The following is a 14000-nucleotide window of genomic DNA, read 5'->3' as shown; positions in this document are numbered from 1 at the left end:
GACGCACAGCGATCTTCGGTAGATTATCCCGCGACCATGATGACCCTCGCCCCTCCCCGTCCGGCGCTGGTTACCGCGGGCGTCCCCGGCACGAGGGCGTCGGCGGCCGACCGCAAGTCCGGCTTCTACCGCCACGACCTCGACGGCCTGCGTGGGGTCGCAATTGCGCTGGTTGCGGTGTTCCACGTCTGGTTCGGCCGGGTATCGGGCGGTGTCGACGTGTTTCTCGCACTCTCGGGCTTCTTCTTCGGCGGCCGACTGCTGCGGACCGCGCTGACACCCGGTGCGTCGCTGTGGCCCGTCCCCGAAGTCACCCGGTTGGTTCGCCGGTTGCTGCCCGCCCTTGTCGTGGTGCTCGCCGCGTCGGCCGTCCTGACGTTTCTCATTCAACCGGAAACGCGCTGGGAGACGTTTGCTGATCAGAGCCTGGCAAGCCTCGGCTACTTTCAGAACTGGGAGCTGGCGAACACCGCTGCGGACTATCTGCGCGCCGGCGAGGCCGTCAGCCCGCTGCAGCACATCTGGTCGATGTCGGTCCAAGGCCAGTTCTACATAAGCTTTCTCGCGTTGGTTTTCCTGTTCGCCCTACTGTTCCGCAAGCTCTTCATGGCCCACATGCGAGCGGCACTTGTCACGCTGCTCAGCGCACTGACCATCGCATCGTTCGTATATGCGGTATTTGCTCATAACGCCGACCAGTCGACGGCCTACTACAACAGCTTCGCGCGTGGGTGGGAACTGCTGCTCGGCGCTCTGGTCGGCGCGCTCGTCGGGTACATCCGCTGGCCCATGTGGCTGCGGTCGACGGTCGCGGTTGTCGCACTGGCCGCGATTCTGTCCTGCGGTGCGCTGATCGACGGCGTCAAGCAGTTCCCCGGCCCGTGGGCGCTGGTGCCCGTCGGCGCCACCATGCTGTTCATCCTCACCGGCGCCAACCGGTTTGCCGACCCGCACACGGGCGGCAAGCTGCCCTTACCGAACCGGCTGCTGGCCTCCAAGTCGTTCGTGTGGCTCGGGTCGATCGCCTACTCGCTCTACCTCTGGCACTGGCCGCTGCTGATTTTCTGGCTGGTGTACTCGGACCGCCAGCACGCCGGCTTCGCCGACGGCGCGGGAGTGTTGCTGGTTTCGGTACTGCTCGCCTACCTGACCACCAAATACGTGGAAAACCCGCTGCGCTACCGGTCCGCGGGCGTCGACACCGGTCCGTCGGTGAAGATTCCGCTGCGTACCAGGCTGCGCAGGCCGACGATCGTGCTGGGCTCCATCGTGGCTGCCCTGGGGGTGGCGCTCACCGCGACCTCGTTCACCTGGCGCGAGCACATCCTTGTCCAGCGGGCGAACGCCGAGGGCCTCGGCACCCTGGAATCCGTCGACTACCCGGGAGCGCACGCGCTGCTCGACAACGCGCCGGTGCCAGATGCGCCGATGCGGCCGACGGTGCTCGAGGCCAAGGAGGACCTGCCCGAAACCACCGTGGACGGATGCATCAGCGACTTCGAGAGCGTCGAGGTCATCACATGCAGCTACGGAGACCAGTCGGCGACTCACACCATCGCGCTTGCAGGCGGCTCACACGCCGAGCATTGGATCACCGCGCTCGACCTGTTGGGCAAGCGGCGCCATTTCAAGGTGACGACCTACCTGAAGATGGGCTGCCCGCTGACCACCGAGGACGTCCCCCTGGTGATGGGTGACAACCGGCCCTACCCCAAGTGCCACACGTGGAACGAGGTGGTGATGAAGAAGATCGTCGCCGACCATCCCGATTACTTGTTCACCACTGCCACCCGGCCGTGGAACATCAAGGCCGGCGACGTGATGCCGGGCACCTATGTCGGGATCTGGCAAACGTTGTCGGACAACAATATTCCGATCCTGGCGATGCGCGATACGCCGTGGCTGGTGCGCAAGAGCCAACCGTTCTTCCCCGCCGACTGCCTGGCCGAGGGCGGCAACGGCATCTCGTGCGGGATCAGACGTTCCGACGTGCTCGCGACGACTAATCCCACGCTGGTCTGGGCGAATCGATTCCCGTTGCTGAAGCCGCTGGATCTCAGCGATGCGGTGTGCCGCAGGGACGTATGCCGCGCCGTGGAGGGAAACGTGCTGATCTACCACGATTCCCACCACATCTCGAAGACCTACATGCGCACGATGTCCGATGAGCTGGGCCGCCAGATCGGGGCCGCCACCCACTGGTGGTGACTGCCGCGCGTCGGACCTACGGCGCCGATAAGGTCGGATGATGTCTTCAACGACCGTGTGGCCAGGCAGTCCGTATCCGCTCGGTGCCACCTACAACGGCGCGGGCACCAATTTCTCGCTGTTTTCCGAGGTCGCAGAAATGGTCGAGCTGTGCCTGATCGCCAAGGACGGCTCCGAGGAGCGGATCGACCTCGACGAGGTGGACGGCTACGTGTGGCACGCCTATCTGCCGACGGTGACACCGGGACAGCGCTACGGATTCCGGGTCCATGGGCCGTGGGATCCGGCAGCAGGCCATCGGTGCGACGCGAGCAAGCTGCTGCTCGACCCGTACGGGAAGTCGTTCCACGGTGACTTCGAGTTCACCCAGGCGCTGTACTCCTATGACCTCAAGGCCGATGATCTCGCGTCAGGCGGCACGCCGCCGCAGATCGACTCGCTCGGCCACACCATGACCAGCGTCGTCATCAACCCGTACTTCGACTGGGCGTCCGATCGCGCACCTCGCACGCCCTACCACGAGACTGTCATCTACGAGGCGCACGTCAAAGGGCTCACCCAGACTCATCCCGCCATCCCCGAGGAGCAGCGCGGTACCTACGCCGGGTTGGCGCACCCCGCCGTCATCGACCACCTCAAGTCGCTCAACGTCACCGCGATCGAACTGATGCCGGTACACCAGTTCATGCACGATCACCGACTGATCGACCTGGGGCTGCGGAACTACTGGGGCTACAACACCTTCGGGTTCCTAGCGCCGCACTACCAGTACTCGTCCAGCAGGCACGCCGGCGGTGCCGTCGCCGAATTCAAGACCATGGTTCGGACCTTCCACGAGGCGGGCATCGAGGTGATACTCGATGTGGTCTACAACCACACCGCCGAGGGAAACCACCTCGGGCCGACGATCAACTTCCGCGGCATCGACAACGCCGCCTATTACCGGTTGATGGACGACGATCTGCGGCTGTACCGCGACTTCACCGGCACCGGAAACAGTCTCAACCCCCGGCATCCGCACACCCTGCAGCTGATCATGGACTCGCTTCGGTACTGGGTGCTCGACATGCACGTCGACGGTTTCCGCTTCGACCTGGCTTCGGCGCTGGCGCGCGAGTTCTATGAGGTCGACCGGCTTTCAGCGTTTTTCGACCTGGTCCAGCAAGATCCCGTGATCAGCCAGGTGAAGCTGATCGCTGAGCCGTGGGACGTCGGCGAGGGCGGCTACCAGGTCGGCAATTTTCCAGGTTTGTGGACCGAGTGGAACGGGAAGTATCGCGACACTGTGCGCGATTACTGGCGGGGCGAACCCGCAACACTCGGCGAATTCGCCTCACGACTGACCGGTTCATCGGACCTCTACGAGGCCACCGGGCGGCGGCCAAGCGCGAGCATCAACTTCGTGACGTGCCATGACGGCTTCCCGCTGAACGACCTGGTGTCCTACAACGAGAAACACAACGAGGCCAACGGCGAGGACAACCGCGACGGCGAGAGTCACAACCGGTCGTGGAACTGCGGCGTCGAGGGTCCGACCGACGACCCGGAAATCCTGGCGCTGCGCGGTAAACAGATGCGCAACATCATCGGCACGCTGATGCTGTCCCAAGGCACCCCGATGCTGTCGCACGGCGACGAGATCGGGCGCACCCAGAAGGGCAACAACAACGTCTACTGCCAAGACTCCGAACTCAGCTGGATGGACTGGTCGATGTGCGAGACCAACACCGACCAGTTGGCGTTCACCCGCAAGGTAACCGAGCTGCGAAGGAAACACCCGGTGTTCCGTCGTCGTCGGTTCTTCGAGGGTAAGCCGATCCGCACCGGCGACCAGGCGCGCGACATCGCGTGGCTGACCCCGGCTGGCAGCGAGATGACACCCGAAGACTGGGGTACCGGGCTGGGCAAGTGCGTGGCGGTGTTCCTCAACGGCGACGCCATCCCGACACCCGATGAGCGCGGTGATCGGGTTGTCGACGATTCGTTCCTGCTGTGCTTCAACGCACACGATCAGGAACAGGATTTCGTTGCCCCCAAGCTCGCCTACGCCCGCGAGTGGACCGCCGAGCTCGATACGGCCGACGCGCAAGGCGACACCGACGTCGTCGTCGCGGCGGGCGAGAAGATCTCGCTGCATCCTAGGTCGCTTCTAGTTCTCCGAAAGACCGCTTGAGACATGGCTTTTCCCATTTTGTCGACGTATCGACTCCAGATGCGCGGCGACGGTTTCACCTTCGCCGATGCCGAGGACCTTTTGCCCTATCTCGATGATCTCGGAGTCTCACATCTCTACCTGTCCCCGATCCTGACCGCGACACGCGGCTCGACGCACGGGTACGACGTCACCGACCCGACGGCGGTGTCGGCTGACCTCGGCGGTGCCGAAGGGTTGGCCCGGCTGTCGGCGGCAGCACGGTCGCGCGGTATGGGTCTGATCGTCGACATCGTTCCCAACCACCTCGGCGTCGACGCGCCCGAGCAGAACAAATACTGGTGGGACGTCCTCAAACACGGTCGTGACTCGGCTTTCTCCTCGTTCTTCGATATCGACTGGACGCTGGACGACGGCCGAATCGTGTTGCCGGTTCTGGGTGCTGACGGCGATGTCGACGACCTCGTGGTGGACGGCGACGTACTGCGCCTCGGCGACCTCGGTTATCCCATCGCACCGGGGACAGGCTCGGGCGCCGGCCGAGAGGTACACGAACGTCAGCATTACCGCCTCATCGGCTGGCGCAGCGGGATATGCGGCTACCGTCGGTTCTTCTCGATCACCTCGCTGGCCGGGCTGAGGCAAGAGGACCGCGCCGTTTTCGATGCCACCCATATCGAGGTGAAGCGCTGGTTCGACGAAGGCCTGGTGGACGGCCTTCGTATCGACCACCCGGATGGATTATCCGATCCCGCAAGCTATCTGAGGTGGCTGCGTGAGATCACCGGACCGGACGCCTGGATTGTCATCGAGAAGATACTTGCCGTCGACGAGCCCCTCGATCCGAGCCTGCCCGTGGCAGGCACGACGGGGTACGACGCCCTGCGCGAGACCGGTGGGCTGTTCATCGATCCCGCAGGCGCAGGCCCGCTCACCGACCTCGTCGACTCGACCGGATCGCCGTACGGCGAAATGCCGGAGCTGGCGCGGTCACTCAAGGTCCGCGCCGTCATCGGCACCCTCGCAAGCGAGTTGGGACGGCTCTGCCGGGCGATCGCCGCCGAGACCGGTCTGACCCATCCGGACCTTGGAGACGCAGTCGCCGCCCTACTCAGTCGGGTCCACGTGTACCGCTCGGACTATCAGAACCTGTCGTTGGTGCTGCCCATCGCGCTGGCCGAAACCGTCGGGACGCGGCCTGATCTGGCCGAACCCCTCGCCATCGTCGCCACCGCGGTGGGCGATGGCGATGAGTCGGCCGTCCGCCTCCAGCAGTTGTGCGGGGCGGCCACCGCGAAGTCGATGGAGGACTGCCTGTTCTACCGTGACGCACGCCTCGTTTCACTGAACGAGGTCGGCGGCGAGCCCGACCGTTTCGGGGTGAGCATTGCCGAATTTCATCAGCGGGCGCAGGTGCGCGCCGACATGTGGCCTGCGGCCATGACGGCGTTGACCACACACGACACCAAGCGCGGCGAGGACGTGCGGGCCCGGATCGGCGTGCTGTCGCAGGTGCCGTCGCTGTGGGCGGAGTTCGTCGGCGCGTGGGAAAAACGTGTATCACCGCCCGACCCGACGACAGGTTTGTTCCTGTGGCAGAACATTTTCGGCGTCTGGCCTGTCGACGGCAATGTCACCGATGAGCTGCGCGGCCGTCTACACGAGTACGCCGACAAGGCGATTCGGGAAGCCGCCGTGCACACGACGTGGAATGACCCCGACGAAGGATTCGAGCAGAAGGTTCATGCCTGGATCGATGAACTGATCGACGGGCCGCTGGCCACCGAGCTGACGTCGCTGCTGGCGCAGCTCGACAAGCACGCCCGCAGCGACAGCCTCGGCCAGAAGCTCATTCAGCTGACCGCGCCCGGCGTCCCGGATGTCTACCAGGGCACCGAGTTGTGGGACGACAGCCTGGTCGATCCGGACAACCGACGGCCAGTGAATTATCGGGTCAGGCGCGCAGCGCTGGACGCCGCCAGCGATCCCAAGTTCCGCGTGGTGAACGCCGCGCTGCGCCTGCGTCGCGAAAAGCCCGCCGAATTCGTCGGCGGTCCCTACCGGCCGCTGCTCGCCCAAGGCTCGGCCTCCGCGCATGTGGCAGCCTTTCTCCGCGGATCCGACGTGATAACCGCGGCGACGCGGCACTCCATCAGGCTCGCCGAAACAGGCTGGGATAACACGCTTCTGCCCCTTCCCGCCGGAACATGGCAGGACCGCCTCGGCGCAGGCCGGTTCAGTGGGCAGGTCTCCCCTGCCGACCTGTTCTCCGAGCTGCCCGTCGCCCTGTTGGAGCGCATCGATGACTGAGTTCGCGGTATGGGCGCCACGGCCCGAGCGGGTACAACTCGACGTCGACGGCACGGTGTACCCGATGACGCGATCCGACGACGATTGGTGGCGCGCAGACGTCGACACCGCACCCGACGCCCGATACGGGTTCCTTCTCGACGACGACCCGAAGGTCCTACCGAACCCCAGGTCGGCGCGACAGCCCGACGGCGTGCACGAACGCTCGCAGCTGTGGCGCCCGGCCCCCGACGCGTGGAGCGACGCCGACTGGAAAGGCCGTTCGATCGAGGGTGGCGCCATCTATGAACTGCACATCGGCACATTCACCGCAGAGGGCACCTTCGACTCAACCATCGAAAAGTTGGACTACCTCGTCGATCTCGGTGTCGACTTCGTCGAGATCATGCCGGTCAACGCATTCGGCGGCACACACGGCTGGGGCTACGACGGTGTGCTCTGGTACGCCGTGCACGAGCCGTACGGTGGCCCCGACGGGTTGGTGCGGCTGATAGATGCCTGCCACAATCGCGGACTCGGGGTGCTGATCGATGCGGTCTTCAATCACCTCGGTCCGTCCGGGAACTACCTGCCGAAGTTCGGGCCCTACCTGTCGACCGGCAGCAACCCGTGGGGCGAGGGCATCAACATCGCCGATGCCGACGCCGACGAAGTGCGGCGGTACATCATCGACTGCGCACTGCGCTGGATGCGCGACTTCCACGCCGACGGCCTACGACTCGACGCCGTGCACGCGTTGGTGGACACGACGGCGATTCACATCCTCGAGGAGCTGGCCCGCGAAACCCAGTCGTTGGCAGCGGAGTTGGGGCGGCCACTGTCGCTGATAGCCGAGAGCGACAAAAACGACCCCCGCCTGATCACCCCGCTCGAGCAGGGTGGCTACGGGATGACCGCGCAGTGGGACGACGATATCCACCACGCTATTCACGCTGCGGTGTCTGGGGAACGGCAGGGATACTACGGCGACTTCGGGTCGCTGCAGACGCTGGCGCAGACACTCAAGCACGGCTATTACCACGCAGGCACATACTCATCGTTCCGGCATCGGCGTCACGGCCGCGAGCTGGACACCGCGACGATCCCGGCCACCCGGCTGCTGGCCTACACGCTGACGCACGACCAGGTGGGCAATCGCGCTATCGGCGACCGGCCCTCGCAGAACCTGAGCACTGGCCAACTGGCTGTCAAGGCCGCGCTTGCACTCGGATCGCCCTATACGCCAATGCTTTTCATGGGTGAGGAGTGGGGTTCGTCGAGCCCGTTTCAGTTCTTCAGCAGCCATCCCGAGCCCGAGTTGGCCAGGGCCACCGCCGAGGGCCGCAAGCGGGAATTCGCCGAACATGGTTGGGACGCCGACGAAATCCCGGATCCGCAGGACCCCGAGACATTCCTTCGGTCCAAACTGAAGTGGGACGAGATCGACGAGGGCGACCACGGTCGTTTGCGGCGCGTCTACCGCGACCTGTTGGCGCTGCGACACAACGATCCAGACATGGCCGACCCGTGGTTGGACGACATGAGGGTCGACTTCGATGAAGACCAGCGCTGGATCGTCATGCACCGCGGTTCACTGGCGATCGCGTGCAATCTGAACGTCGACGACGTGGTGGTCCCTGTCACCGGCGAGGTTGTCCTGGCGTGGGGCGACCCGAGCGTGGATGGCGAACGCACGCGACTGGCCGGGCATTCTTTCGCAATCACGCGAGGTGTCAACCGCTGATCCACAGCAGGGGTGCAACTGTGGATAGCTCACGTCCTCTGGTCGTTGTCGGCGCTCATGATGCGTGTATGACACACAGCGAATTGCTGCCCATTCCGCCGCTGGAATCCGCCACCGACCCTGTGCATTCGCCCGCCGATCTCCGACAACGGTGGCGGGCACTCATGGGTCCGCTCGGGTTCGGCCAACGACTGCTGTGGGTCGGCTTCCTAGCCTGCGACCGACGGCTGCACAAGACCATGACCCAGATTCCGATGCCGCCCTTTCCTCGTCGGGACTATGTCGACGACGTCCTGGTTCGACTGCACTGGATCCTTTACGAGTTCGAACCCGCAACCACTGCGGCGCTTCTGATAACACGACCAGGCGTCGGTGGTGTCTCGGATTTGGACCGGCAGTGGGCGACGCTTCTGACCGAAGTCGCCGCCGAGCGAGACCTTCCGCTAGAGGCCATCTTTCGCGCGAACGATGAATGCGTCGTTCAGGTGGAAGGGTCGGTCAGAGAAGATAGCGGTACGCCGGCGAACCGGGCTCCAGCGTCTCGACGTGAATGTCCGACGCCTTCATCCGTTCGAGCAGACCGTCGAGGTCGGCCGCGGAGCTGAGCTCGACGCCGACCAGCGCCTCACCGGTCTCCCGGTTGTTGCGTTTGACGTACTCAAACAACGTGATGTCGTCGCCCGGGCCCAGGATGGTGTCCAAAAACCGCCGCAGCGCGCCCGGTTCCTGCGGGAAGTCGACCAGGAAATAGTGCTTGAGCCCGAGGTGCACCAGCGACCGCTCGAGGATCTCGCCGTACCGCGACACGTCATTGTTGCCGCCCGAGATCAGGCAAACCACAGTGGATCCCGGCGCGATCTCGGCCTCCAACAACGCGGCAACCGACAGCGCCCCCGCCGGTTCGGCGATGATGCCCTCGTTCTGATAAAGGTCGAGCATGGCCGTGCACACCGCGCCCTCGTCAACGGCGGTCAGCGACACCATGTCTCCCGCCGCGGCCAAGGTGGCGTAGGTCAGCTCTCCGGCTCGATTGACCGCGGCGCCGTCGACGAACTGGTCGACGTGTTCGAGGGTGACGGGGTGTCCCTCGGCGAGCGCGGCGATCATCGCCGCCGCACCGGCAGGCTCGACGCCCAGCACCGAAGTCCGCGTGGCCCGTTCGGCAAGGTAGGCGGTGATGCCCGAAATGCATCCTCCCCCGCCGACGGGCACGATTACCAGGTCCGGTTCGCCGTCGAGTTGATCGAGTAGTTCGACGGCGATGGTGCCCTGCCCCGCAATCGTGCGGGGGTCGTCATACGGGGGAACCAAGGTGGCGCCGGTGCGCGCGACGTCGTCAAGCGCTGCTGCGGCGGCTTCGTCGTAGGTCTTTCCGACGGCGATCAACTCGATGAACTCGCGCCCGTGGTAGCGGATGCGGTCGCGTTTCTGCTTCGGCGTCTTGGCGGGGATGTAGACCCGGCCGCGGATGCCCATCGATCGACATGCCATCGCGAAACCCTGCGCATGGTTGCCCGCCGAGGAGCACACCACCCCCGCGGCGATCTCGTCGGCCGACAACTGCCGCAGCAGGTTGTTGGCTCCGCGCAGCTTGTATGAGCGGACCGCCTGGAGGTCCTCGCGCTTCAGGTACACGGTCGCGCCGACGGCTTCCGAAAGCCGTTCGCTGAGCTGCAACGGCGTGCGCGTGACCACGTCGGAGATTCGCTGAGCGGCCGCATCGATGTCGGCCGCGGATACCGGCGGCGACGTACGGGGGCTCTGGCTCAGGTCAGCGGACACCGATCAATGGTGACATCTCGGTGTTTCCCGACCAAAACGAGTTATTTTCAGCAGAGGGCAGTGAGTTTCAGCTCACCGGAGTCAGCACGAAGACCGGGATCTGCCGGTCGGTCTTCTTCTGGTACTCGGCGTAATCCGGCCAGGCCTCGACGGCGCGTTCCCACCAGGCCGCCTTCTCGTCGCCGATGACCTCGCGGGCCACGTAATCGCCGTGGACAGGGCCGTCCTGCAACTCCACACGAGGGTTCTTCTTGACATTGAAGTACCAGACGGGATGCTTGGGCGCCCCGCCCAGGGACGCCACCACCGCGTACTCGCCGTTGTGCTCAACCCTCATCAGCGGGGTTTTGCGAACCTTGCCGCTCTTGGCGCCAATGGTCGTCAACAGGATGACCGGTTTGCCCTTCAGCTCCGTGCCTTCGGTGCCCCCGGACTCCATGTACTTCTCGGCGTTCTCGCGGGCCCAGTCGGACGTGCTCGGTTCATATTCTCCGGAAAGTGGCATGCCAACAGCTTATGCCGACAAGGAAACGGTCAGCCCTGATCCGCCGTTTCGGTTGCCCGAAACCTTCCTTACGAGCTATCGTGAAGCTATGACGGTGCGCGACGAAGTGTTGATCGCCGGGGTGCCCTGGCCGGTGTACAAGCTCGCCGCCCTGCTGATCGGTGCGGTCGTGCTTATCGGGGTGGGAGTCGTCACCGCAAGTGCTGCGCCGGCCGTCCTCACCGCAGCCGCCTCGGCCACGGCCGTGTGGCTCGGGCTGCGGGTCGCCGCGTCGCGCCGCTAGTCCTCGGCCAGCCTTCGCAACCGGTTCAGATCGGCGGTCACCGTCGCCACGTCGCTTTCGAATTCCTCATCGGACATCCCGGCCCGCCGACGCACGGTGAACACCACCTCGCAACCGGGATGACCCTCCCCGGCGGGAATCACCCGCAGCGGGTTGTACACCGACTCCCCTGACGGCATCCGCACCACGTGATCGAGCACCCCGAACTCGTTGGCGGGCGCAAACTCGACGATCACCTCGCCCATCGGCGAATCGGCGACCCAGCCGTCGGCGGTTTGTCGCAACCCGCCCTCAGCGAGCCCCGACGCCCACCGAGGCAACTGCTTAGGGTCGGCGGCGATGGTGTAGACGACGTCGGGCGCGGCGTCGATCCAGACGCTGACATGGCGGGAGGTCATTGCGCTGCGCTCGTCGCCTTCGGCTCGTGCACGGCTTCGGCAATGTCGGGTGCATAGAGCTCTTCGATCTCCGCGCCGTACTTCTCGTGAATCGGCTTGCGTTTGAGCTTCATCGTCAACGTGATCTCGTCCCCGCCGGGCTCCCAGAAGGTCGGCAACACCCGGAACCGCTTTATCTGCTCCACCTTGGACAGTTTCGCGTTGCCTGCGGCGACACCCGCCGCGATCTCCGAGATCACGTCCGGGTGGGCAGCGAGCGTCTCCGGAGAATCGTCGGTCAAACCGTGCTGCGCCGCGTACGGGGCTGCCGACTCGGCGTCGAGGACGATCAGCGCCGTGTTGTACGGGCGGGCGTCGCCGATGACCAGCACCACGCCGACGAGGGGGCACGCCGCCTTGATGGTGTTCTCGATGTTGGCGGGCGACATGTTCTTGCCCGCCGCGTTGATGATCAGCTCCTTCTTGCGGTCGACGATCTTCAGGAAGCCGTCCTCGTCGGCCTCCATCACGTCGCCGGTGTGCAGCCAGCCGTCCTCGTCGACGGCCTCCGCGGTCTTCTTCGGTTCCTTTCGATAGCCCTTCATCACCAGCGGCCCGCGGACCAGGAACTCGCCGTCCTCGGCTATTCGGCCCTCCATCCCGGGCACCAACTTGCCGACAGTGCCCAGCCGGGTCTCCGACGGATGCGCGACGGTGGCGATGCAGCTGAGTTCCGACATACCCCATACCTCGGAGATCGGAATGCCAAGGCCGAGGAAGAACGCCAGCGTCTCCTTCGGGATGGGCGCGGCGCCCGAAACGGCATGCCTGACCTGCTCAAGGCCCAGCTTTTCGCGCAGCTTCGAGAGCACCAATTCGTCGGCCTGCGCCCACTCGGCTTCGACATCGTCGGGCACCGGTTCACCGGCCACCAGCGCCGCGCTCTTTTTCGCTGCCACCGCCAGGCCCCACTGCAGGCCCATCCGCTTGGTCTCGTCCGGCTCATTGGCCGCCGCGAAATCGATTGCGGCCTTGAGCTTCTCCCACACCCGGGGCACGGCACCCCAAATCGTCGGCCGCACATCCGCCAGCGCTCCCGCGATCGCCCGCGGATCAGAGACGGTGGTGATCTGGGTGCCGAACACCTCCTGGAGGTAGAGGGCGCCCATCCGGTCGGCGATGTGGGCGGTCGGCAGGAACGACGTGCTTCGATCTCCGAACCGGACGCCGAGCACCTCGTCGACCGCGTGCGCCTGGAACAGCAGGTTGGCGTGTGTCATCTCGACGCCCTTGGGATTGCCTGTGGTTCCCGAGGTGTAGATGAGCGTGGCCACGTCGTCGGTTTGCACGGCACGCCATGACGCCTCGAAGTAGAAGTCGTCGGCGCCCGCGGCGATGAGGTCGTCGACCGAAAGCGTCCCGTCGGCCTGGCCGTCCAGACACACGATGTGGTCGATGTCGGCGCCACTGGCCCGGATCCGGTCCACGTACTGCGCCTCGCACATGATGACCTTCGTGTCGGCGTTGTCGAAGAGGTACACCAATTGCTCTGCGGGCAGCGTGTTGTAGACCGAGAACGAGATCGCACCGACGTGCTGTGCGCCCACCTCGAGCGGATAGAACTCGACGCGGTTGGCCATCATCAACGACACGGTGTCGCCGCGCCGCACCCCGAGACCTGCCAGTCCAGCCGCCACCTGGCGGACCTGATCGGCGTACTGCCGCCAGGTCAGTGTCTGCGCGCCACCCGGTGTTCGCAGGGCAACGGCGTCCGGATCGATGGCGGCGGTTCGCTGAAAGGCCTCACAGAGTGTGGCAGGCCGCTCGGATGTGCTCATGATTCCCAACTTAGGCAATCACACTGTGCAGATGGACGGTTCACCGGAATCTGATGTACGTCGCGAGCGCCTCATCCGCTTCGCCCAGGAGTTGACGGCCGATGCCGAGAAGCGGGTGCCGGGTTGGGTTCGACACGGCGACCCCGAGAGCGCGATACCGGTGCGCCTCGCGGTGCTCGCAGTGATGGCGCAGCAGGTGGCGATTCCGAGGAGCTACACGGTGATGCCACGCTGGCCGCTGCTGGCTCTGGAAGGCCTGCTACTCCTCGCTCTGCTGGCGATCAACCCCCTGGTGATGAGCCGTCGAACACAGTTCGGCAGATACGCGACATGGCTGTTGCTGGGGGCCATCACCCTCGACAACACCGCCAGCGCGGTACTGCTCGATGTACGGATCATCTCTGGCGAGGTGAGCAACAACGCCGCTGTGCTGCTGGGTAGCGGGGCCGCGATCTTCGTGACGAACATCATCGTGTTCGGTGTCTGGTACTGGGAGCTCGACCGGGGCGGGCCGTTCGCCAGGCACATCGGCGAGCGGCCCTACCCCGATTTCCTGTTCCCGCAGATGACGACACCCAACGTGGCCAAGCCGGATTGGCGGCCGACGTTCGTCGACTATCTCTATGTCAGCGTCACCAACGTGATGGCGTTCTCTCCCACCGACACCATGCCGCTGGCACGCTGGGCCAAGGCGATGATGACGGTGCAGGCGTTGGTCGCGCTGTCCACTGCCGCGCTCGTAATATCAAGGGCGGTGAACGTTTTGGGCTGATTGTTCAGCCAGGAAACAGGAGTACGTTCGCAGTCATGGGGCTTGCGACC

The 14000-nt window shown here is 65.0% G+C and carries 10 protein-coding genes; 6 read left to right on the top strand and 4 right to left on the bottom strand.

Going from position 1 to position 14000, the window contains the following annotated elements; genetic code table 11:
• The first annotated feature begins 36 nt into the window (after window positions 1-36).
• From sucT to treZ, 4 genes are read left to right on the top strand one after another with little or no spacing between them, the layout of a single operon-like run.
• On the top strand, window positions 37-2208 hold the full coding sequence (sucT, locus tag QOJ24_RS07545; RefSeq protein ID WP_526260368.1) for an acetyltransferase SucT: 2172 nt from the start codon (window positions 37-39) through the stop codon (window positions 2206-2208).
• A gap of 40 nt (window positions 2209-2248) precedes the next feature.
• On the top strand, window positions 2249-4381 hold the full coding sequence (glgX, locus tag QOJ24_RS07540) for a glycogen debranching protein GlgX (protein WP_526260367.1): 2133 nt from the start codon (window positions 2249-2251) through the stop codon (window positions 4379-4381).
• A gap of 3 nt (window positions 4382-4384) precedes the next feature.
• The gene (gene treY / locus QOJ24_RS07535) at window positions 4385-6670 is read left to right on the top strand and encodes a malto-oligosyltrehalose synthase (protein ID WP_526260366.1); all 2286 of its coding nucleotides are present in this window, start codon (window positions 4385-4387) and stop codon (window positions 6668-6670) included.
• Window positions 6663-8393 carry a malto-oligosyltrehalose trehalohydrolase gene (gene treZ / locus QOJ24_RS07530; RefSeq protein ID WP_526260365.1) on the top strand — a complete coding sequence of 577 codons (1731 nt, stop codon included), beginning with the start codon at window positions 6663-6665 and terminating at the stop codon, window positions 8391-8393. Before treY ends, treZ begins: the two co-directional genes overlap by 8 nt.
• Before the next feature lie 498 nt (window positions 8394-8891).
• Here treZ and ilvA read toward each other — a convergent pair whose 3' ends face one another.
• Window positions 8892-10175 (bottom strand): threonine ammonia-lyase IlvA, encoded by a 1284-nt coding sequence (gene ilvA, locus QOJ24_RS07525; RefSeq protein ID WP_526260364.1) that lies wholly within the window; start codon window positions 10173-10175, stop codon window positions 8892-8894.
• 67 nt (window positions 10176-10242) lie between these two features.
• Complete coding sequence (locus tag QOJ24_RS07520; RefSeq protein ID WP_526260363.1) at window positions 10243-10680, bottom strand: nitroreductase family deazaflavin-dependent oxidoreductase; 438 nt, start codon at window positions 10678-10680, stop codon at window positions 10243-10245.
• Window positions 10681-10768: 88 nt separating this feature from the next.
• On the opposite strand from QOJ24_RS07520, the gene QOJ24_RS07515 reads away from it, so the two are divergent.
• A complete protein-coding gene (locus QOJ24_RS07515; protein ID WP_526260406.1) occupies window positions 10769-10963 on the top strand; it encodes a hypothetical protein in 195 nt (64 codons plus the stop codon).
• Here QOJ24_RS07515 and QOJ24_RS07510 read toward each other — a convergent pair.
• A complete protein-coding gene (locus QOJ24_RS07510) occupies window positions 10960-11361 on the bottom strand; it encodes an SRPBCC family protein (RefSeq protein ID WP_526260362.1) in 402 nt (133 codons plus the stop codon). The genes QOJ24_RS07515 and QOJ24_RS07510 overlap by 4 nt on opposite strands.
• Window positions 11358-13178, bottom strand: coding sequence for a fatty acid--CoA ligase FadD11 (gene fadD11, locus QOJ24_RS07505; RefSeq protein WP_526260361.1), 1821 nt, complete (start codon window positions 13176-13178; stop codon window positions 11358-11360). Before fadD11 ends, QOJ24_RS07510 begins: the two co-directional genes overlap by 4 nt.
• 31 nt (window positions 13179-13209) lie before the next feature.
• Between fadD11 and QOJ24_RS07500 the strand changes: the two genes are divergently transcribed.
• The gene (locus QOJ24_RS07500) at window positions 13210-13950 is read left to right on the top strand and encodes a hypothetical protein (RefSeq protein WP_526260360.1); all 741 of its coding nucleotides are present in this window, start codon (window positions 13210-13212) and stop codon (window positions 13948-13950) included.
• The last annotated feature ends 50 nt before the right edge of the window (window positions 13951-14000 follow it).

Source organism: Mycobacterium sp. (genome assembly GCF_032159775.1).
GTDB lineage: Bacteria > Actinomycetota > Actinomycetes > Mycobacteriales > Mycobacteriaceae > Mycobacterium.
Note: the sequence above shows the minus strand (reverse complement) of the source record. Positions and strands in the feature narration are given on the sequence as shown.

What these genes read in the sequence shown, in the direction of transcription:
- sucT (WP_526260368.1), top strand. Translation starts at nt 37, where the DNA reads ATGATGACCCTCGCCCCTCCCCGTCCGGCGCTGGTTACCGCGGGCGTC.
- glgX (WP_526260367.1), top strand. Translation starts at nt 2,249, where the DNA reads ATGTCTTCAACGACCGTGTGGCCAGGCAGTCCGTATCCGCTCGGTGCC.
- treY (WP_526260366.1), top strand. Translation starts at nt 4,385, where the DNA reads ATGGCTTTTCCCATTTTGTCGACGTATCGACTCCAGATGCGCGGCGAC.
- treZ (WP_526260365.1), top strand. Translation starts at nt 6,663, where the DNA reads ATGACTGAGTTCGCGGTATGGGCGCCACGGCCCGAGCGGGTACAACTC.
- QOJ24_RS07520 (WP_526260363.1), bottom strand. Translation starts at nt 10,680, where the DNA reads ATGCCACTTTCCGGAGAATATGAACCGAGCACGTCCGACTGGGCCCGC.
- QOJ24_RS07515 (WP_526260406.1), top strand. Translation starts at nt 10,769, where the DNA reads ATGACGGTGCGCGACGAAGTGTTGATCGCCGGGGTGCCCTGGCCGGTG.
- QOJ24_RS07510 (WP_526260362.1), bottom strand. Translation starts at nt 11,361, where the DNA reads ATGACCTCCCGCCATGTCAGCGTCTGGATCGACGCCGCGCCCGACGTC.
- fadD11 (WP_526260361.1), bottom strand. Translation starts at nt 13,178, where the DNA reads ATGAGCACATCCGAGCGGCCTGCCACACTCTGTGAGGCCTTTCAGCGA.
- QOJ24_RS07500 (WP_526260360.1), top strand. Translation starts at nt 13,210, where the DNA reads ATGGACGGTTCACCGGAATCTGATGTACGTCGCGAGCGCCTCATCCGC.